This is a genomic window from Prevotella sp. MGM1, assembly GCF_002933775.1.
Taxonomy (GTDB): Bacteria; Bacteroidota; Bacteroidia; order Bacteroidales; family Bacteroidaceae; genus Prevotella.
On sequence record NZ_BEWV01000050.1, the window covers coordinates 22,677 to 40,129 of the forward strand.

31 protein-coding genes are annotated in these 17,453 nt (G+C 43.3%); all 31 read left to right on the top strand.

The features are described 5' to 3' along the window. Window positions 1-19 precede the first annotated feature (19 nt). The 31 genes from fusA to rplQ all read left to right on the top strand — a co-directional run bounded on the left by fusA (window position 20) and on the right by rplQ (window position 17,119). The gene (fusA, locus tag MoGM_RS01055) at window positions 20-2,137 is read left to right on the top strand and encodes an elongation factor G (RefSeq protein WP_104368374.1); all 2,118 of its coding nucleotides are present in this window, start codon (window positions 20-22) and stop codon (window positions 2,135-2,137) included. Window positions 2,138-2,237: 100 nt separating this feature from the next. Continuing rightward, a complete protein-coding gene (rpsJ, locus tag MoGM_RS01060) occupies window positions 2,238-2,543 on the top strand; it encodes a 30S ribosomal protein S10 (protein WP_104368375.1) in 306 nt (101 codons plus the stop codon). A 59-nt stretch (window positions 2,544-2,602) separates the two neighbouring features. Continuing rightward, window positions 2,603-3,217, top strand: a complete 615-nt coding sequence (gene rplC, locus MoGM_RS01065; protein ID WP_104368376.1) for a 50S ribosomal protein L3 — start codon at window positions 2,603-2,605, stop codon at window positions 3,215-3,217. Then, window positions 3,217-3,846 (top strand): 50S ribosomal protein L4, encoded by a 630-nt coding sequence (gene rplD / locus MoGM_RS01070; protein ID WP_104368377.1) that lies wholly within the window; start codon window positions 3,217-3,219, stop codon window positions 3,844-3,846. Before rplC ends, rplD begins: the two co-directional genes overlap by 1 nt. Window positions 3,847-3,860: 14 nt before the next feature. Then, the gene (gene rplW / locus MoGM_RS01075; RefSeq protein ID WP_104368378.1) at window positions 3,861-4,217 is read left to right on the top strand and encodes a 50S ribosomal protein L23; all 357 of its coding nucleotides are present in this window, start codon (window positions 3,861-3,863) and stop codon (window positions 4,215-4,217) included. 6 nt (window positions 4,218-4,223) lie between these two features. Further along, a complete protein-coding gene (gene rplB / locus MoGM_RS01080) occupies window positions 4,224-5,048 on the top strand; it encodes a 50S ribosomal protein L2 (protein ID WP_104368379.1) in 825 nt (274 codons plus the stop codon). Window positions 5,049-5,070: 22 nt separating this feature from the next. Further along, window positions 5,071-5,337, top strand: coding sequence for a 30S ribosomal protein S19 (gene rpsS / locus MoGM_RS01085; protein WP_022315727.1), 267 nt, complete (start codon window positions 5,071-5,073; stop codon window positions 5,335-5,337). Window positions 5,338-5,375: 38 nt separating this feature from the next. Further along, on the top strand, window positions 5,376-5,777 hold the full coding sequence (gene rplV, locus MoGM_RS01090) for a 50S ribosomal protein L22 (RefSeq protein WP_104368380.1): 402 nt from the start codon (window positions 5,376-5,378) through the stop codon (window positions 5,775-5,777). 10 nt (window positions 5,778-5,787) lie between these two features. Then, a complete protein-coding gene (gene rpsC, locus MoGM_RS01095) occupies window positions 5,788-6,507 on the top strand; it encodes a 30S ribosomal protein S3 (protein WP_104368381.1) in 720 nt (239 codons plus the stop codon). Between the two features lie 27 nt (window positions 6,508-6,534). Further along, window positions 6,535-6,963 (top strand): 50S ribosomal protein L16, encoded by a 429-nt coding sequence (gene rplP, locus MoGM_RS01100; RefSeq protein WP_104368382.1) that lies wholly within the window; start codon window positions 6,535-6,537, stop codon window positions 6,961-6,963. A gap of 3 nt (window positions 6,964-6,966) precedes the next feature. Continuing rightward, a complete protein-coding gene (rpmC, locus tag MoGM_RS01105) occupies window positions 6,967-7,161 on the top strand; it encodes a 50S ribosomal protein L29 (protein WP_104368383.1) in 195 nt (64 codons plus the stop codon). Between the two features lie 2 nt (window positions 7,162-7,163). After that, on the top strand, window positions 7,164-7,430 hold the full coding sequence (gene rpsQ / locus MoGM_RS01110) for a 30S ribosomal protein S17 (protein WP_104368384.1): 267 nt from the start codon (window positions 7,164-7,166) through the stop codon (window positions 7,428-7,430). A gap of 2 nt (window positions 7,431-7,432) precedes the next feature. Next, complete coding sequence (gene rplN / locus MoGM_RS01115) at window positions 7,433-7,798, top strand: 50S ribosomal protein L14 (RefSeq protein WP_021963765.1); 366 nt, start codon at window positions 7,433-7,435, stop codon at window positions 7,796-7,798. A 19-nt stretch (window positions 7,799-7,817) separates the two neighbouring features. After that, window positions 7,818-8,165, top strand: a complete 348-nt coding sequence (gene rplX, locus MoGM_RS01120; RefSeq protein WP_104368385.1) for a 50S ribosomal protein L24 — start codon at window positions 7,818-7,820, stop codon at window positions 8,163-8,165. After that, window positions 8,165-8,719, top strand: coding sequence for a 50S ribosomal protein L5 (gene rplE, locus MoGM_RS01125; protein ID WP_104368386.1), 555 nt, complete (start codon window positions 8,165-8,167; stop codon window positions 8,717-8,719). The genes rplX and rplE overlap by 1 nt, the downstream gene beginning before the upstream one ends. Window positions 8,720-8,724: 5 nt before the next feature. After that, the gene (gene rpsN / locus MoGM_RS01130; RefSeq protein ID WP_104368387.1) at window positions 8,725-9,027 is read left to right on the top strand and encodes a 30S ribosomal protein S14; all 303 of its coding nucleotides are present in this window, start codon (window positions 8,725-8,727) and stop codon (window positions 9,025-9,027) included. Window positions 9,028-9,092: 65 nt separating this feature from the next. Next, the gene (rpsH, locus tag MoGM_RS01135; protein WP_104368388.1) at window positions 9,093-9,488 is read left to right on the top strand and encodes a 30S ribosomal protein S8; all 396 of its coding nucleotides are present in this window, start codon (window positions 9,093-9,095) and stop codon (window positions 9,486-9,488) included. Between the two features lie 15 nt (window positions 9,489-9,503). Next, the gene (rplF, locus tag MoGM_RS01140; RefSeq protein ID WP_104368389.1) at window positions 9,504-10,070 is read left to right on the top strand and encodes a 50S ribosomal protein L6; all 567 of its coding nucleotides are present in this window, start codon (window positions 9,504-9,506) and stop codon (window positions 10,068-10,070) included. 18 nt (window positions 10,071-10,088) lie between these two features. After that, entirely contained in the window at window positions 10,089-10,433 is a 345-nt protein-coding gene (rplR, locus tag MoGM_RS01145; protein ID WP_104368390.1) for a 50S ribosomal protein L18, read from the top strand. Between the two features lie 6 nt (window positions 10,434-10,439). Continuing rightward, on the top strand, window positions 10,440-10,952 hold the full coding sequence (gene rpsE, locus MoGM_RS01150; protein ID WP_104368391.1) for a 30S ribosomal protein S5: 513 nt from the start codon (window positions 10,440-10,442) through the stop codon (window positions 10,950-10,952). 11 nt (window positions 10,953-10,963) lie between these two features. Then, window positions 10,964-11,140 (top strand): 50S ribosomal protein L30, encoded by a 177-nt coding sequence (rpmD, locus tag MoGM_RS01155; protein ID WP_104368392.1) that lies wholly within the window; start codon window positions 10,964-10,966, stop codon window positions 11,138-11,140. Window positions 11,141-11,167: 27 nt separating this feature from the next. Further along, window positions 11,168-11,614, top strand: coding sequence for a 50S ribosomal protein L15 (gene rplO / locus MoGM_RS01160; protein ID WP_104368393.1), 447 nt, complete (start codon window positions 11,168-11,170; stop codon window positions 11,612-11,614). A gap of 4 nt (window positions 11,615-11,618) precedes the next feature. Then, window positions 11,619-12,962 (top strand): preprotein translocase subunit SecY, encoded by a 1,344-nt coding sequence (gene secY, locus MoGM_RS01165; protein WP_104368394.1) that lies wholly within the window; start codon window positions 11,619-11,621, stop codon window positions 12,960-12,962. A 14-nt stretch (window positions 12,963-12,976) separates the two neighbouring features. Then, a complete protein-coding gene (gene map / locus MoGM_RS01170) occupies window positions 12,977-13,771 on the top strand; it encodes a type I methionyl aminopeptidase (protein WP_104368395.1) in 795 nt (264 codons plus the stop codon). A 6-nt stretch (window positions 13,772-13,777) separates the two neighbouring features. Next, a complete protein-coding gene (infA, locus tag MoGM_RS01175; RefSeq protein WP_004341775.1) occupies window positions 13,778-13,996 on the top strand; it encodes a translation initiation factor IF-1 in 219 nt (72 codons plus the stop codon). 15 nt (window positions 13,997-14,011) lie between these two features. Beyond that, window positions 14,012-14,128 (top strand): 50S ribosomal protein L36, encoded by a 117-nt coding sequence (gene rpmJ / locus MoGM_RS01180; RefSeq protein WP_104368396.1) that lies wholly within the window; start codon window positions 14,012-14,014, stop codon window positions 14,126-14,128. A gap of 31 nt (window positions 14,129-14,159) precedes the next feature. Then, window positions 14,160-14,540: a 30S ribosomal protein S13 gene (rpsM, locus tag MoGM_RS01185; protein ID WP_104368397.1), complete on the top strand. Its 381-nt coding sequence runs from the start codon at window positions 14,160-14,162 to the stop codon at window positions 14,538-14,540. Window positions 14,541-14,564: 24 nt separating this feature from the next. Next, a complete protein-coding gene (gene rpsK / locus MoGM_RS01190; RefSeq protein ID WP_104368398.1) occupies window positions 14,565-14,954 on the top strand; it encodes a 30S ribosomal protein S11 in 390 nt (129 codons plus the stop codon). A gap of 49 nt (window positions 14,955-15,003) precedes the next feature. Next, the gene (rpsD, locus tag MoGM_RS01195; protein WP_104368399.1) at window positions 15,004-15,609 is read left to right on the top strand and encodes a 30S ribosomal protein S4; all 606 of its coding nucleotides are present in this window, start codon (window positions 15,004-15,006) and stop codon (window positions 15,607-15,609) included. Window positions 15,610-15,621: 12 nt separating this feature from the next. Beyond that, a complete protein-coding gene (locus MoGM_RS01200) occupies window positions 15,622-16,614 on the top strand; it encodes a DNA-directed RNA polymerase subunit alpha (protein ID WP_104368400.1) in 993 nt (330 codons plus the stop codon). Between the two features lie 7 nt (window positions 16,615-16,621). Then, window positions 16,622-17,119: a 50S ribosomal protein L17 gene (gene rplQ, locus MoGM_RS01205; protein WP_104368401.1), complete on the top strand. Its 498-nt coding sequence runs from the start codon at window positions 16,622-16,624 to the stop codon at window positions 17,117-17,119. The last annotated feature ends 334 nt before the right edge of the window (window positions 17,120-17,453 follow it).

Here is a 17,453-nt window from a genome sequence, read left to right on the forward strand (position 1 = left end):
ATTAATAAGGTAAGAAAAAATGGCTAACCGCGATTTACATTTGACCCGCAATATCGGTATCATGGCTCACATCGATGCCGGAAAGACAACGACTTCCGAGCGTATCCTTTTCTACACTGGTAAAACCCACAAGATAGGTGAGGTGCATGACGGAGCCGCTACCATGGACTGGATGGCTCAGGAGCAGGAGCGTGGTATTACTATCACGTCAGCTGCGACTACATGTAACTGGACATGGAACAATAAGAACTTCAAAATCAACTTGATTGACACTCCGGGACACGTAGACTTCACTGCCGAGGTGGAGCGCTCGCTCCGCGTACTCGACGGGGCTGTCGCAACTTATTCTGCCGCTGACGGTGTACAGCCTCAGTCTGAGACAGTTTGGCGTCAGGCAGATAAGTATAATGTGCCGCGTATCGGTTATGTTAACAAGATGGACCGCTCGGGAGCGGATTTCTTCGAGACAGTCCAGCAGATGAAGGATATTCTCGGCGCTAACCCTGTTGTGCTTCAGGTGCCTATCGGCGCAGAGGAAAACTTCAGGGGTGTTGTCGACCTTATCAAGATGAAAGCCATTCTGTGGCACGACGAGACCATGGGTGCGGAATATTCCGTTGAGGATATTCCCGCAGACATGAAAGACGAGTGCGATGAGTGGAGAGGAAAACTTCTTGAGGCCGCTGCCGAATATGAGGAAGCGTTGATGGAGAAGTATTTCGATGATCCTGAGTCAATCACGGAAGAGGAGGTCATGGCTGCAATCCGTAAGGGTACTGTGTCTATGGCATGTACTCCGATGATTTGCGGTTCTTCATACAAGAACAAAGGTGTGCAGCCGTTGCTTGACTATGTATGCGCTTTCCTGCCTTCGCCTCTTGATATAGACAGTATCGTAGGTACAAACCCTGATACGGAAGAGGAAGAAACACGCAAGCCGAGTGATGATGATCCTACATCGGCTCTTGCGTTCAAGATTGCCACTGACCCATACATGGGACGTCTGGTGTTCTTCCGTGTCTACTCTGGTAAGGTCACTGCCGGCTCTTACGTGTTCAATGCACGCTCAGGAAAGAAAGAGCGCATCAGCCGTCTGTTCCAGATGAACTCGAATAAGGAAATTCCGATGGAGTCTATCGATGCCGGTGATATCGGTGCAGGTGTAGGTTTCAAGGATATCCGTACCGGTGACACTCTTTGCGATGAGGCACATCCGATCGTGCTGGAGTCTATGACATTCCCCGATACTGTGATTTCAATTGCTGTAGAGCCGAAGAGCCAGGCCGACATCGCTAAGTTGGATAACGGCCTTGCTAAATTGGCTGAGGAGGATCCTACGTTCACGGTACGTACGGACGAACAGAGCGGTCAGACAATCATATCCGGTATGGGTGAGCTTCATCTTGATATTATCATCGACCGTCTGAAGCGTGAATTCAAGGTTGAGTGTAACCAAGGTAAGCCGCAGGTTAACTATAAGGAAGCTATCACCAAGACTGTCAACCTGCGTGAGGTTTACAAGAAGCAGAGTGGAGGTCGCGGTAAGTTCGCTGACATCATCGTTGATCTCGGTCCGGTGGATGAGGACTTCAAGGAAGGCGGTCTGCAATTCGTTAATGAGGTTAAGGGCGGTAACATTCCGAAAGAGTTCATCCCCTCTGTTCAGAAAGGATTTGAGAACGCTATGAAGACCGGTATCCTTGGCGGTTATCCGGTAGACAGCTTGAAGGTGGTGCTTATAGACGGTTCTTTCCACCCGGTAGACTCTGACCAGTTGTCATTCGAGCTTGCGGCCCTGAATGCATACAAGAACGGATGTGTGAAAGCAGGTCCCGTTTTGATGGAGCCTATCATGAAGCTCGAGGTTATCACACCGGAAGAGAATATGGGTGATGTGATCGGTGACTTGAACAAGCGTCGCGGACAGGTTGAAGGAATGGACGAGGCTCGCAGCGGTGCACGTGTCGTTAAGGCGAAGGTGCCACTGTCAGAGATGTTCGGTTATGTGACCGCTCTGCGTACCATTACTTCCGGACGTGCCACAAGCTCAATGGAGTACGACCACCACGCTCCTCTGTCAAGCTCTATTGCCAAGACAGTCCTTGAGGAGGTTAAGGGACGTGCGGATTTGGTCTAACCGTTGATAAGCGATAATAATAATAAAAGTGGAGAGATACTGCTTAGCGAATGACTCTTAAGCAGTGTCTCTCTAACTCGGAATAATAAAATAAAATACAATGAGTCAGAAAATCAGAATTAAGCTGAAGTCTTACGACCATCAATTGGTTGACAAGTCAGCAGAGAAAATCGTGAAGGCTGTCAAAGCCACAGGTGCAATCATTAGTGGTCCTATTCCATTGCCTACCCACAAGCGTATCTATACTGTTAACCGCAGTACATTCGTTAACAAGAAGGCTCGTGAGCAGTTCCAGTTGTCGGATTACAAGCGTCTTATAGACATTTACAGCTCGACCGCGAAGACTGTGGACGCTTTGATGAAGCTCGAACTCCCGAGTGGTGTTGAGGTTGAAATCAAGGTGTAGGGCAGTGGTTTTGAGACAAATAATGATTATCACAACAGAATTTTTAAATATTAATTGAAATGCCAGGATTAATTGGAAGAAAAATCGGAATGACATCCGTTTTCAGTGCCGACGGTAAGAATGTACCGTGCACTGTTATCGAAGCTGGTCCTTGTGTTGTAACACAGGTAAAGACCGTTGAGAAAGACGGTTATAAGGCTGTTCAGTTGGGTTTCGGTGAGGCAAAAGAGAAGAATACCTCCAAGCCGATGATGGGAACCTTTAAGAAGGCCGGTACAACACCAAAGAGCCACTTGGCCGAGTTCAAGTTTGATGAGGAGTATAACCTCGGTGACACAATTACAGTAGAACTCTTCAACGACGCGGAGTATGTGGACGTTGTAGGAACATCAAAAGGTAAAGGATTCCAGGGTGTAATGAAGCGTCATGGTTTCGGCGGTGTGGGTCAGAGCACTCACGGTCAGGACGACCGCGCGCGCAAGCCGGGTTCAATCGGTGCCTGTTCTTATCCCGCAAAGGTGTTCAAGGGTATGCGTATGGGTGGCCACATGGGTAATGAGAGAGTTACGACCCAGAACCTGAGAGTATTGAAAGTAATACCGGAGCATAATCTCATCCTTGTGAAAGGTAGTGTTGCCGGTTGCAATGGTTCAACCGTATTAATCAAGAAATAATGGAAATTAACGTATTAAATATCAATGGTCAGGAGACCGGACGCAAGGTTACGTTAAACGAGTCTGTCTTCGGAATTGAACCTAATGACCACGTTCTTTATTTGGACGTAAAGCAGTATCTCGCAAATCAGCGTCAGGGTACACATAAGTCAAAGGAAAGAAGCGAAGTATCCGGTTCTACTCGCAAACTCGGTCGCCAGAAAGGCGGCGGCGGCGCTCGTCGTGGTGATATCAATTCACCCGTGCTTGTAGGTGGTGGACGTGTTTTCGGACCTAAACCGCGTGATTATCGCTTCAAGTTGAACAAGAAAGTGAAGGTTCTCGCACGCAAGAGCGCATTGTCTTACAAGGCTCAAGAAAATGCAATAATGGTCGTTGAAGATTTCAATATGGAAGCTCCAAAGACTAAAGATTTTGTAAATATTGCTAAAAATCTTAAAGTTGAAGGCAAGAAAGCGCTTTTTGTTTTGTCAGAATTAAATAAAAACGTATATTTGTCAGCTCGAAATTTACAACGTACCGGTGTCATGGTCGCATCGCAGCTCAATGCGTACAGTGTGTTGAATGCTGATGTGCTCGTGGTTACCGAAAATTCGTTGAAAACAATTGACGGTATCTTAACAAAATAAAGGAGACATAAGAAATGGCATTTATAATAAAACCCTTGGTTACTGAGAAGATGACCAAGATTACAGATAAGTCTTCTGTCGACAGAACCTACAAGGTTAAGGCGAAGAAAGGTGAGGAGCGTACGAAAGTCGCTACTCCCAAATATGGTTTCATCGTTAAGCCCGAGGCTAATAAGATAGAGATAAAAAAGGAAATAGAAAGTCTCTACAATGTTAAGGTTATAGATGTGAACACCATTCGTTATGCCGGTAAACGTTCTACACGTTATACAAAGGCTGGTCTCATTAAGGGACAGAAGAATGCATTCAAGAAAGCTATTGTCACTTTGAAAGAGGGCGATACGATTGATTTTTATAGCAATATACAATAATATAAAATGGCAGTACGTAAATTTAAGCCGGTAACACCCGGCCAAAGACACAAGATTATTGGCACGTTCGAGGAAATTACTGCATCCGTGCCAGAGAAGTCTCTCGTTTACGGTAAACGTTCTACCGGTGGTCGAAACAACACCGGTAAAATGACTGTACGCTATATGGGCGGCGGTCATAAGAGGAAGTATCGTCTCATCGACTTCAAGCGAGAGAAAGATGGTGTCCCAGCGATAGTTAAGACAATAGAATACGATCCGAACCGTTCGGCTCGTATTGCTTTGTTGTTCTACGCTGATGGTGAAAAACGTTATATAATTGCTCCTAATGGATTGCAGGTAGGCGCAACTTTGGTTTCAGGAGCGGAGGCAGTGCCAGAGATTGGTAATGCCCTCCCCTTGGCAAACATCCCTGTGGGTACGGTAATTCACAATATAGAATTACGTCCGGGACAAGGTGCGTTGCTCGTTCGTTCGGCCGGCAATTTCGCTCAGTTAACTTCTCGTGAGGGTAGCTATTGTGTGATCAAGCTTCCCTCGGGTGAAACTCGTAAAATTCTTAGCGCTTGTAAAGCGACTATCGGTAGTGTGGGTAATTCGGATCACGCCTTGGAGCAGTCTGGTAAGGCCGGACGCTCTCGCTGGTTGGGTCGCCGTCCTCACAACCGTGGTGTTGTCATGAACCCTGTTGATCACCCGATGGGTGGTGGTGAGGGTCGCCAGTCTGGAGGCCATCCCCGTTCACGTAAGGGATTGTACGCAAAGGGTCTCAAGACACGTGCACCTAAGAAGCTTTCTAATAAGTATATTATCGAAAGAGCAAGTAAGTAATCAAGTTAACTAAGTGTAAATTATGAGTCGTTCATTAAAAAAAGGTCCGTATATAAACGTATCACTCGAGAAAAAAATTCTCGCCATGAATGAGAGCGGAAAGAAGAGTGTCGTTAAGACTTGGGCCAGAGCTTCAATGATTTCCCCTGATTTTGTGGGACATACAGTTGCAGTTCATAACGGAAATAAATTTATTCCTGTTTACATTACCGAGAACATGGTCGGACACAAGCTTGGTGAGTTCTCGCCAACCCGTCGTTTTGGTGGCCATGCAGGTAATAAAAAGTAAATCAGGTAAAATCCACCAGAAATAAAAAGAAATAAATAATGGGAGCAAGAAAACATATTAAGGCTGAAGAAAGAAAGGCAGCCCTTAAAACACAGTATTTTGCTAAGCTGAAAGGCGTTCCTTCTTCTCCACGTAAAATGCGTTATGTCGTAGATATGGTTCGTGGAATGGAAGTGAATCGCGCTCTCGGTGTATTGAGATTCTCCAAGAAAGCCGCTGCTGCTGACGTAGAGAAACTTCTCCGTTCGGCCATTGCAAACTGGGAAGCTAAAAATGACCGCAAGGCAGAAGCAGGTGAACTTTATATTACGAAAATATTCGTTGATGAAGGTGTTACTTTAAAGCGTATGAGACCTGCACCTCAGGGCCGCGGATATAGAATCCGTAAACGTTCTAATCACGTTACTCTGTTTGTGGACGCTATAACTAATGATAAATAATTAAAGTAGAATGGGACAAAAAGTTAATCCAATAAGCAACCGTCTTGGAATTGTTAGAGGTTGGGATTCAAATTGGTTTGGAGGCAAGGACTTCGGAGACAACTTGGTTGAAGACATGAAGATTCGCAAGTATCTTAATGAGCGTTTGGCTAAGGCAAGTGTTTCCAAAATTGTCATCGAGCGTACATTGAAGCTTGTTACCATTACTATTTGTACGGCTCGTCCGGGTATTGTCATTGGTAAAGGTGGTCAAGATGTAGACAAATTGAAAGAGGAATTGAAGAAGCTCTACGACAAAGAGATTCAAATCAATATCTTTGAGGTGAAGAAACCCGAACTGGACGCAACCATCGTGGGTAACAACATTGCTCGTCAGGTGGAAGGAAAAATAGCTTATCGCCGTGCAATCAAAATGGCTATAGCAAACACAATGCGTGCCGGTGCCGAGGGTATTAAGATTCAAATTACAGGACGTCTGAACGGTGCTGAAATGGCACGTAAGGAAATGTATAAGGAGGGACGTACTCCTTTGCATACTTTCCGCGCAGACATCGATTTCTGCCAAGCCGAGGCTTTGACGAAAGTAGGTTTGTTGGGTATTAAAGTGTGGATTTGCCGTGGTGAAGTTTACGGCAAGCGCGATCTTTCGCCTAACTTTACCCAGGATAAGGGCAACGGCCGTTCTAATGGTGGCAATGGTGGCAGAAAATTCCGTAATAAGAAGAAATAAGTAATTGTTTTAAAGTAAGAAGCTATCATGTTACAACCTAAGAGAGTAAAATATAGAAGACCTCAAGATGGCCGTGGAAACAAAGGTAACGCCCACAGAGGTACACAGCTGGCTTTTGGCTCATTCGGAATCAAGACTCTTGAAGCCAAATGGCTGGACAGCCGTCAGATTGAAGCCGCTCGTGTGGCTGTAAACCGTTATATGCAGCGTGAGGGTCAGGTTTGGATTCGCATATTCCCGGATAAACCTATAACACGTAAGCCTGCTGACGTTCGTATGGGTAAGGGAAAGGGAGATCCCGCCGGATGGGTAGCACCCGTGACCCCGGGACGTATTCTCTTTGAAGTGGAAGGCGTTTCTTTTGATATCGCTAAGGAGGCTCTTCGCCTTGCAGCACAGAAATTGCCGGTAAAGACGAAGTTTGTTGTTAGACGTGATTACGATAAAAACGCTTAATTTATGAAGATGACAGAAGTAAAAGAGCTTGAAACCAAAGAATTGGCAGAGAGAATAGAGGCTGAAGTTGGTAAGTACAACCAAATGAAATTGAATCATTCAATCACTCCTTTGGAAAACCCATCAGAGATTAAGGCTTTGCGTCGTAATATCGCACGTATGAAAACAGAACTCCGTCAAAGAGAACTTAATAAATAATAATGGGCCAGATGGAAACAAGAAATTTAAGAAAGACAAGACAGGGTGTTGTTGTCAGCAACAAAATGGATAAAACCATTGTTATTGCCTCTAAGTTCAAGGAGATGCACCCAATATATGGTAAATTTGTGCAGAAGACAAAAAAATACCATGCTCATGATGAGAAGAATGAGGCTAACGTAGGAGATACTGTCCTCATTATGGAAACCCGTCCTTTGAGCAAGACAAAGAGATGGAGATTAGTTCAAATTGTTGAAAAAGCTAAGTAATTATGATACAAGCAGAATCAAGACTTACAGTATGTGATAACAGCGGTGCGCGCGAGGCCCTTTGCATTCGTGTATTGGGTGGAACGCGTCGTCGTTATGCAAGTGTTGGAGACGTGATTGTTGTTGCGGTAAAAAACGTTATCCCGTCAAGTGATTTGAAGAAAGGTGCAGTATCTAAGGCTTTGGTTGTTCGCACAAAGAAAGAGATACGTCGTGCAGACGGTTCTTACATTCGCTTTGATGATAACGCATGCGTGTTGCTGAACAATGCTGGTGAACTTCGTGGAAGCCGTATCTTCGGTCCGGTAGCACGTGAGTTGCGTGCCGTTAATATGAAGGTCGTTTCTTTGGCACCGGAAGTTCTTTAATATTAAAATGTGACAAGAAATGAGTAAGTTGAAAATAAAGAAAAATGATATGGTACTTGTCATTGCTGGTAACAGCAAAGACAGGAAAGGCCAAAATGGCAAGTATCCCGCACCCCATAAGGTGCTTAAGGTGCTTGTTGAAGAGCAGCGTGCTATTGTGGAGGGTGTAAATATGGTCTCTAAAAGCACAAAGCCTTCTGCTCAGAATCCGCAGGGTGGCATCGTAAAGAAAGAGGCTCCGATACATATCTCTAATCTGAGTTTGGTAGATCCTACAAGCGGTGAACCTACACGTGTTGCAATCAAGAAGACCGAAGACGGAAAGAAAATTCGTGTCGCTAAAAAATCAGGAGAGGAGATTAAGTAATGAATACAGCACAATTAAAGAAAACTTATTTGGAGCAAATAGCTCCTGCATTGGAGAAGCAGTTTAACTATGGCTCTAAGATGCAGACCCCGGTTTTGAAAAAAATTGTAGTTAATCAAGGATTGGGAGATGCAACTCAAGATAAGAAGCTGATAGATGTAGCCATCAATGAAATAACGGCTATTACAGGCCAGAAAGCTGTTGCTACTTATTCAAAGAAGGATATTGCTAATTTCAAGCTTCGTAAGAAAATGCCTATCGGTGTTATGGTTACATTGCGTCGTGAGCGTATGTACGAATTTCTTGAGAAGCTTGTTCGTATAGCTCTGCCTCGTATTCGTGACTTTAAGGGTATTGAGAGTAAATTTGACGGACGTGGAAACTATACTCTTGGAATTCAGGAGCAGATTATTTTCCCTGAAATCAATATTGATACAATAGACCGTATCCAAGGTATGAATATAACCTTTGTTACATCCGCTAAGACGGATGAGGAGGGATATGCTTTGCTTAAAGCTTTCGGTCTGCCTTTTAAGAATGCTAAAAACGATTAAGACATATGGCAAAAGAATCAATGAAAGCCCGTGAGGTGAAGCGTGCTAAATTAGTGGCCCGTTATGCTGAGAAGCGTGCGGCACTTAAGAAGATCATAGCAACTGCAGAAGATCCTTCTGATGCTTATGAAGCAGCTCGTAAATTGCAGAGTATACCTAAAAATGCCAACCCAATACGTTTGCATAACCGTTGCAAGATCACGGGTCGTCCGAAAGGATATATGCGCCAGTTTGGATTGTCTCGTATTCAATTCCGTGAGATGGCATCAAACGGTTTGATTCCGGGAGTGAAGAAGGCAAGTTGGTAATCCAAGAGAAGATTTTTATTTTTTAATATTGTCGGGGTAGTCCCGATTAATTAAACTTTTATTTTATGACAGATCCAATAGCAGATTATCTGACGAGGTTGAGGAATGCAATCATGGCTCATCACCGTGTTGTAGAGGTTCCAGCCTCAAACTTGAAGAAGGAGATCACAAAAATCCTCTTTGAGAAAGGATACATCCTGAACTACAAATTTGTAGAGGATGGTCCGCAAGGAACAATTAAAGTTGCATTGAAGTACAATCCTGCGACAAAGGAGAATGCAATCAAGTGCCTGAAAAGAGTGTCAACACCCGGTCTACGTAAGTATACAGGTTATAAGGACATGCCGAGAGTTATTAATGGATTAGGTATAGCTATTTTATCTACATCCAAAGGTGTAATGACAGACAAAGAAGCTGCCACACTTAAAATTGGTGGTGAAGTTCTTTGCTATGTATATTAATTGGAGGATTTGTATATGTCAAGAATAGGAAAATTACCAATTAGTATTCCTGCGGGAGTTACAGTTACTCAGAATGCTGGTGTTGTGACAGTAAAAGGTCCTAAGGGCGAACTTTCTCAAAAAGTAGATTCTTCTATAATCGTTAACATCGCGGATGGTAATATCGTCTTTGAGATAGATGAGAACAATCCTGTTAATTACAAGCAGAAGCAGGCTTTCCATGGTCTTTATCGTGCTCTTGTAAATAATATGGTTGTAGGCGTAAGCGAGGGTTATAAGAAAGTACTTGAACTTGTCGGTGTAGGTTATCGTGTATCTAACCAAGGTAACCTCATTGAGTTCTCGCTTGGTTATACTCACCCCATTTTCATCCAACTCCCCTCTGAGGTGAAAGTTGAGACAAAATCTGAGAGAAACCAGAATCCAATTATCATTCTTGAGTCTTGCGATAAAGCATTGCTGGGTCTTATTTGTGCAAAAATTCGTTCTTTCCGTATGCCGGAGCCTTATAAGGGTAAGGGTATATTATTCCAAGGCGAGGTTATTCGCAGAAAGTCTGGTAAATCAGCTTCAGCTAAGTAACTTTAATAAATTACGATTATGACAACAAAGAAAGTAGAAAGACGAATAAAGATTAAATACAGAATTCGTAAGAGTATATTCGGAACCGCAGAACGTCCACGTATGAGTGTTTTCCGCAGCAATAAGCAGATATATGTTCAAGTTATAAATGATCAAAACGGAACAACTCTTGCTTCTGCTTCTTCATTAGGCATGGAGACTATGCCGAAGATACAGCAGGCAGAGAAAGTAGGTGAGCTTGTAGCTAAGAAGGCAATTGAAGTTGGTGTTTCTTCTGTGGTATTTGATCGTAATGGTTACCTCTATCATGGACGTGTTAAACAGCTTGCTGAGGGTGCACGTAAGGGAGGACTCAAATTTTAAACGATTATGGCAATGAATAAAGTTAGAATAAATAGTGACGTTGAGTTAAAAGACAGATTAGTTGCTATAAACCGTGTTACAAAGGTAACAAAGGGAGGACGTACTTTTACATTTGCAGCAATTGTCGTTGTCGGTGACGGTAACGGTGTTATAGGCTGGGGACTTGGCAAGGCCGGTGAAGTTACGGCTGCCATTGCTAAGGGTGTAGAGGCAGCAAAGAAGAATCTCGTGAAAGTTCCTGTACTGAAAGGTACAATACCTCATGAGATGGAGGCTCATTTCGGTGGCGCACAGGTATTTTTGAAGCCGGCAGCTGCCGGTACCGGTCTCGTGGCCGGTGGTGCTATGCGTGCCGTACTTGATAGTGTAGGTGTGAAGGATGTATTGGCAAAGTCCAAGGGCTCTTCAAATCCTCATAATCTTGTAAAAGCCACAATCCTTGCATTGACACAGATGAGGGATGCATATACTATTGCTGGTACTCGTGGAATAAGTATGGAGAAAGTATTTAGAGGATAAGGAGAATAAATATGGCAACAATTAAAATAAAGCAGGTAAAGAGTAAGATTGGTGCTCCTGCAGATCAGAAGCGTACATTAGAGGCGTTAGGTTTGCGTAAAATTGCCCAGGTTGTAGAAAAAGAAGATACTCCTTCTCTTCGCGGAATGATACGCAAGGTACACCACTTGGTTACTGTGATAGACTAATTATTCAAATAAAAAACAGATTTAATTATGAAACTACATAATTTAAAGCCAGCAGAAGGCTCTACACATTCACGTCGTAGGATTGGTCGTGGACCGGGTTCCGGTTTGGGTGGTACTTCTACTCGTGGACATAAGGGTGCCAAAGCAAGATCTGGTTATAAGAGAAAGATTGGTTTCGAAGGTGGTCAGATGCCTCTGCAACGTCGTATTCCGAAAGCCGGATTTAAGAATATCAATCATAAGGAGTATTTCGCAGTTAATTTGTCTACTCTTCAGAAACTTGCAGAAGAGAAGAATTTGTCGAAGATTGGTGTAGCGGATTTCGTGGCTGCAGGTCTTACAAATGGTAAAGAGCTGGTAAAGATCCTTGGCAATGGAGAACTGAAGGCAAAGGTTGATGTTGAAGCAAACGCTTTCTCTAAAACTGCAGAGGAGGCGATTAAAGCAGTAGGTGGTAACGCAACAATAATCTAAGAAAATGAAGAAGTTAATTGAGACACTAAAGAACATTTGGAAAGTAGAGGATTTGCGTCAGCGCATTCTTATCGCTCTGCTCTTTACGGCTATTTATCGTTTTGGCTCGTTTGTTGTCCTTCCAGGTATAAATCCCGGAATGTTGGATAAATTGCAATCGCAGACTCAGGGTGGTTTGATGTCTCTTCTGGATATGTTCTCTGGTGGAGCATTTTCCAATGCGTCTATTTTCGCTTTGGGAATAATGCCTTACATCTCAGCTTCTATCGTTATGCAAATTCTCGCCATGACTGTACCTTATTTCCAGAAGATGCAGCGTGAAGGAGAAAGTGGACGTAAAAAGATTAGCATGTATACTCGTTGGCTTACAGTGGCAATTTTGCTATTCCAAGCCCCGAGTTACTTGTTTAATCTTAAGATGCAGGCCGGAGCGGCTTTAGCTACCGGTGTGTCTTGGACTATGTTTATCATTTCGTCTACAATTATTCTTGCGGCGGGAAGTATGTTCGTCCTTTGGTTAGGTGAACGCATTACAGATAAAGGAATAGGTAATGGTATCTCAATAATAATTATGGTTGGAATTATAGCTCGTCTTCCCCAGGCTTTTATACAGGAGTTGGCTTCTCGCTTTACTTCTGCGACAGGTGGCGGACTTGTTATGTTCATAGCAGAGATAATCATCCTTTTCTGTGTTGTTTGTGCGGCTATTGTCTTAGTACAGGGAACTCGTAAAATCCCTGTACAATATGCAAAGCGTCTTGTTGGCAATAAGCAATATGGCGGTGCACGCCAGTACATACCTTTGAAGTTGTTCGCTGCCAATGTAATGCCGATAATCTTTGCACAGGCATTGATGTTTATACCATTGGCTATTGTGCAGTATTCATCTCAAGAGAATGCAAATTGGGTCGTACGCTCAATGTTGGATCATCATAGTTGGCTGTATAATGTGATATTTGCTTTGTTGATAATCGCATTTACATATTTCTATACTGCAATAACTTTGAATCCGACACAGATGGCAGAAGATATGAAGCGTAATAATGGCTTTATTCCCGGTATAAAGCCGGGTAAGGACACAGCGGATTATATTGATACGGTAATGTCTCGTATAACTTTCCCTGGTTCGTTGTTTATCGCTTTTATCGCAATAATGCCGGCTCTTGCGGGATTGCTTCAAGTGCAGGATGCTTTCTCACAGTTCTTTGGTGGAACTTCATTGTTGATTCTCATAGGAGTTGTACTTGATACTCTCCAACAGATAGAGAGTCATTTGCTCATGCGTCATTATGACGGGTTGCTTAACTCTGGCCGTATTCATGGCCGTGGTGGAGTGTCCGCATATTGATTTTTGCTTCAGGGATGAGTGTATTTCTGAAGACAGAGGATGAAATTGAGTTGATGCGCCAAGCAAGCCGACTTGTGAGCAAGACGCTTGGAGAATTGGCAAAACATATAAAACCTGGAGTGACGACTCTCCAATTGGATAGGATAGCAGAAGAGTTTATAAAAGACAACCATGCTGTTCCTGTATTTAAAGGATTTCCTAATCCGTTTGGAGAGTCGTTTCCTGCCAGTATCTGTACTTCTGTAAATGATATAGTGGTTCATGGAATTCCCGATGGGAAAACAATTCTAAGAGACGGTGATATCATTTCTATCGATTGTGGAGTATTTCTTAATGGTTTCAATGGAGATTCGTGTTATACGTTTAGTGTAGGTGAAGTTTCGGAGGATATAAGGAATTTGCTCGTCGCGACAAAGAAGTCTCTTTATTTAGGTATAGAGAAAGCAGTGGCAGGAAACAATCTTGGTGATATAGGAAATGCTGTTCAGAATTATTGTGAAAGACATGGCTATGGGGTTGTTCGTGAGTTGACAGGCCATGGGATCGGACGAAAGATGCATGAAGACCCGCAAATTTTTAATTACGGTAAGTCGGGTAGTGGTATGCTGCTGAAGTCCGGTATGTGTCTTGCAATAGAGCCGATGATAACAATGGGATTGCGTAATATATGTCTGATGCCGGATAGATGGACAATACGTACACTTGACGGTAGGCCTGCGGCTCATTTTGAGCATACGGTATCAGTGCGTAAAGGAAAGGCAGAAATTTTATCTTCGTTTGAAGGATTGGAACGTTTAGAAGTAAATTAATAAAGTATGGCAAAACAGTCTGCGATAGAACAGGATGGAACAATAGTGGAATCTCTCTCAAATGCGATGTTCCGAGTAGAACTTGAAAACGGTGTACAAATCATTGCTCATATATCAGGTAAGATGAGAATGCACTATATCAAGATTCTTCCAGGAGACAAGGTAAAGGTAGAGATGAGTCCTTATGATCTGACAAAGGGTAGAATTGTATTTAGATACAAATAAACAATAGAGAAATATATGAAGACAAGAGCATCATTGAAAAGACGTAATGCCGACTGCAAGATTGTACGTCGTAAAGGACGTCTGTTCGTTATCAACAAGAAGAACCCTAAGTACAAGATGCGTCAGGGTTAATTATTAATCATTTTTTTATTTAATCATTACAATGGCAATAAGAATTGTTGGAGTAGATTTGCCCCAAGAGAAGCGTGGCGAAATCGCATTGACTTATATCTATGGTATAGGTCGAAGTAGTTCAGCAAAGATATTGGATAAGGCCGGCGTGAGCCGCGACCTGAAGGTCAGTGAATGGACTGACGATCAGGCAGCTAAAATCCGTGAAATTATCGGCGCTGAATTCAAGGTTGAAGGAGATCTCCGTTCTGAGATCCAGTTGAATATCAAGCGACTGATGGATATTGGTTGCTATCGTGGAGTTCGTCATCGTAACGGTCTTCCCGTTCGCGGTCAGAGCACAAAGAACAATGCTCGTACACGTAAGGGTAAGAAGAAGACTGTTGCTAACAAGAAGAAAGCCACTAAATAATTAACTCATTAAGAATTTAGAATTATGGCAAAGAAAACAGTCACTTCAAAGAAAAGAAATGTAAAGGTTGACGCTATGGGACAGTTGCATGTTCATAGCTCATTCAATAACATTATAGTATCTTTGGCCAATGGAGAGGGCCAGGTTATTTCTTGGTCTTCAGCCGGTAAGATGGGATTCCGTGGTTCAAAGAAGAATACTCCTTATGCAGCTCAGATGGCAGCGGAAGATTGCGCCAAGGTTGCTTTTGACCTCGGTTTACGTAAGGTAAAGGCTTATGTTAAGGGTCCGGGTAACGGTCGTGAGTCAGCTATCCGTGCCGTTCATGGTGCAGGTATTGAGGTAACAGAGATTATAGACGTTACTCCGCTGCCGCACAACGGTTGCCGTCCTCCGAAGAGAAGAAGAGTATAATCAGGTACTTAGTTGTTGATATAACAAGTTTTAAAAGCATAAAAGAATTATGGCAAGATATATTGGACCGAAATCAAAAATCGCGCGTCGTTTTGGTGAGCCCATTTTCGGCGCAGACAAAGTTTTGTCCCGGAGAAACTTCCCTCCCGGACAGCATGGCAACAACCGTCGCAGAAAGACATCTGAGTACGGTGTCATGTTGGCAGAGAAGCAGAAAGCCAAGTATACATACGGAGTACTTGAGCGTCAGTTCCGTAACATGTTTGAGAAAGCTGCAAAGGCAGACGGTATAACCGGTGAGGTTCTTCTTCAGAATCTCGAGTGCCGTCTTGATAATGTGGTATTCCGGCTCGGAATCGCTCCTACTCGTGCGGCTGCTCGTCAGCTTGTAGGACACAAGCACATTACGGTTGACGGTAATGTAGTGAATATACCTTCATATTCGGTTAAGCCCGGTCAGGTGATAGCTGTTCGTGAGAAGTCAAAGTCTCTTGAAGTTATTGAGGCTGCATTGGCAGGTTTTAACCATAGCAAATATCCTTGGATAGAGTGGGATGATACCACCAAGAGCGGTAAGCTTCTTCACAAGCCGGAGCGTGCCGATATCCCGGAGAATATAAAGGAACAGTTAATCGTTGAGTTGTACTCTAAATAAATCATTAAATTAATGGCGATATTAGCATTTCAAAAACCTGATAAAGTCGTAATGTTAGAGGCTAGTGACAAATTCGGCAAGTTCGAGTTTCGTCCGTTAGAGCCTGGCTTCGGTGTTACAATCGGTAATTCCCTGCGCCGCATTCTTCTTTCATCACTCGAGGGTTATGCTATCAATACCATTCGCATTGCGGGGGTAGAGCATGAGTTCTCGTCAGTATCCGGTGTAAAAGAAGACGTGACTAACATTATCTTGAATCTCAAACAAGTGAGATTCAAGCAAGTAGTAGAAGAATTCGAGAATGAAAAAGTAAGTATCACAGTCGAAAATTCTACAGAGTTTAAGGCTGGTGATATAGGCAAGTATCTGACTGGATTTGAAGTGTTAAACCCTGATTTGGTGATTTGTCATTTAGACTCAAAAGCTTCAATGCAGATTGATCTTACCATTAATAAAGGTCGCGGATATGTCCCCGCTGATGAGAATCGCGAGTTCTGTACCGATGTTAATGTAATTCCAATCGATTCTATTTACACTCCGATCCGTAACGTAAAATATGCTGTTGAGCCATATCGTGTTGAGCAGAAGACCGACTATGACAAGCTCATATTGGAAGTTACCACGGATGGTTCCATTCACCCGAAAGACGCACTTAGAGAGGCTGCGAAAATTCTCATCTACCACTTCATGCTGTTCTCTGACGAGAAGATAACTCTCGAAAATGCAGATGTAGACGGCAACCAAGAGTTTGATGAGGAAGTATTGCACATGCGCCAGTTGCTCAAAACACGTCTTGTAGACATGAACCTCAGTGTTCGTGCCCTCAATTGCCTTAAGGCTGCTGATGTGGATACTCTTGGGGATCTGGTTCAGTACAACAAGACAGACCTCCTTAAGTTCCGTAACTTCGGTAAGAAATCGCTCACCGAGCTTGATGATTTGCTCGAGAGTCTGAATCTGTCGTTTGGAACCGACATTTCTAAATACAAATTAGATAAAGAATAACAAAAAAATGAGACACAATAAGAAATTCAACCATTTAGGTCGTACTGCATCTCATCGTGAGGCGATGCTCGCAAACATGGCCATCTCGCTGATAATGCACAAAAGAATCACTACGACCGTAGCCAAGGCAAAGGCCTTGAAGAAGTTCGTTGAGCCGCTGATAACACGCTCAAAGGACGACTCTACAAACTCACGCCGTGTGGTATTCCGTTATCTTCAGAACAAGTTCGCTCTAAAAGAACTCTTTGGAGAGGTTGCCGCAAAGGTTGGTGACCGTCCCGGTGGATACACACGTATCATCAAGCTCGGAACACGCCAGGGTGACGCAGCACAGATTTGCTTCATAGAGCTTGTAGACTTCGACGAGAATATGGCTAAGACCACAACAAAGAAGAAGGCAACACGCCGTTCTCGCAAGGCAACAAAGGCAGAGGCTGAAACTCCCGTTGCAGAGGAGACAGTAACAGAGGCTCCTGCAGCGGAAGAAGCTCCCAAGGCTGAATAAGCTGTGTGAATAACAGACATTATATTTAAGGGCAGATGAATTTAATTCGTCTGCCCTTTTGTTTTACACTTGTTCATCATTAAGTTTATATTTGCATTATATAGGTTGTGATTTGCTTTAAAATTCGTATCTTTGCAAGATAACAAACACCAATATGAGCTAATTTAACCCCCGCCTCGATGTTGTGATTTGCTTTAAAATTCGTATCTTTGCAAGATAACAAACACCACAAGTCATTTTTATTATATCATTAATTTTGTTGTGATTTGCTTTAAAATTCGTATCTTTGCAAGATAACAAACACCTATTCCGGCTTGTGCCGTCGGAGCGCCCC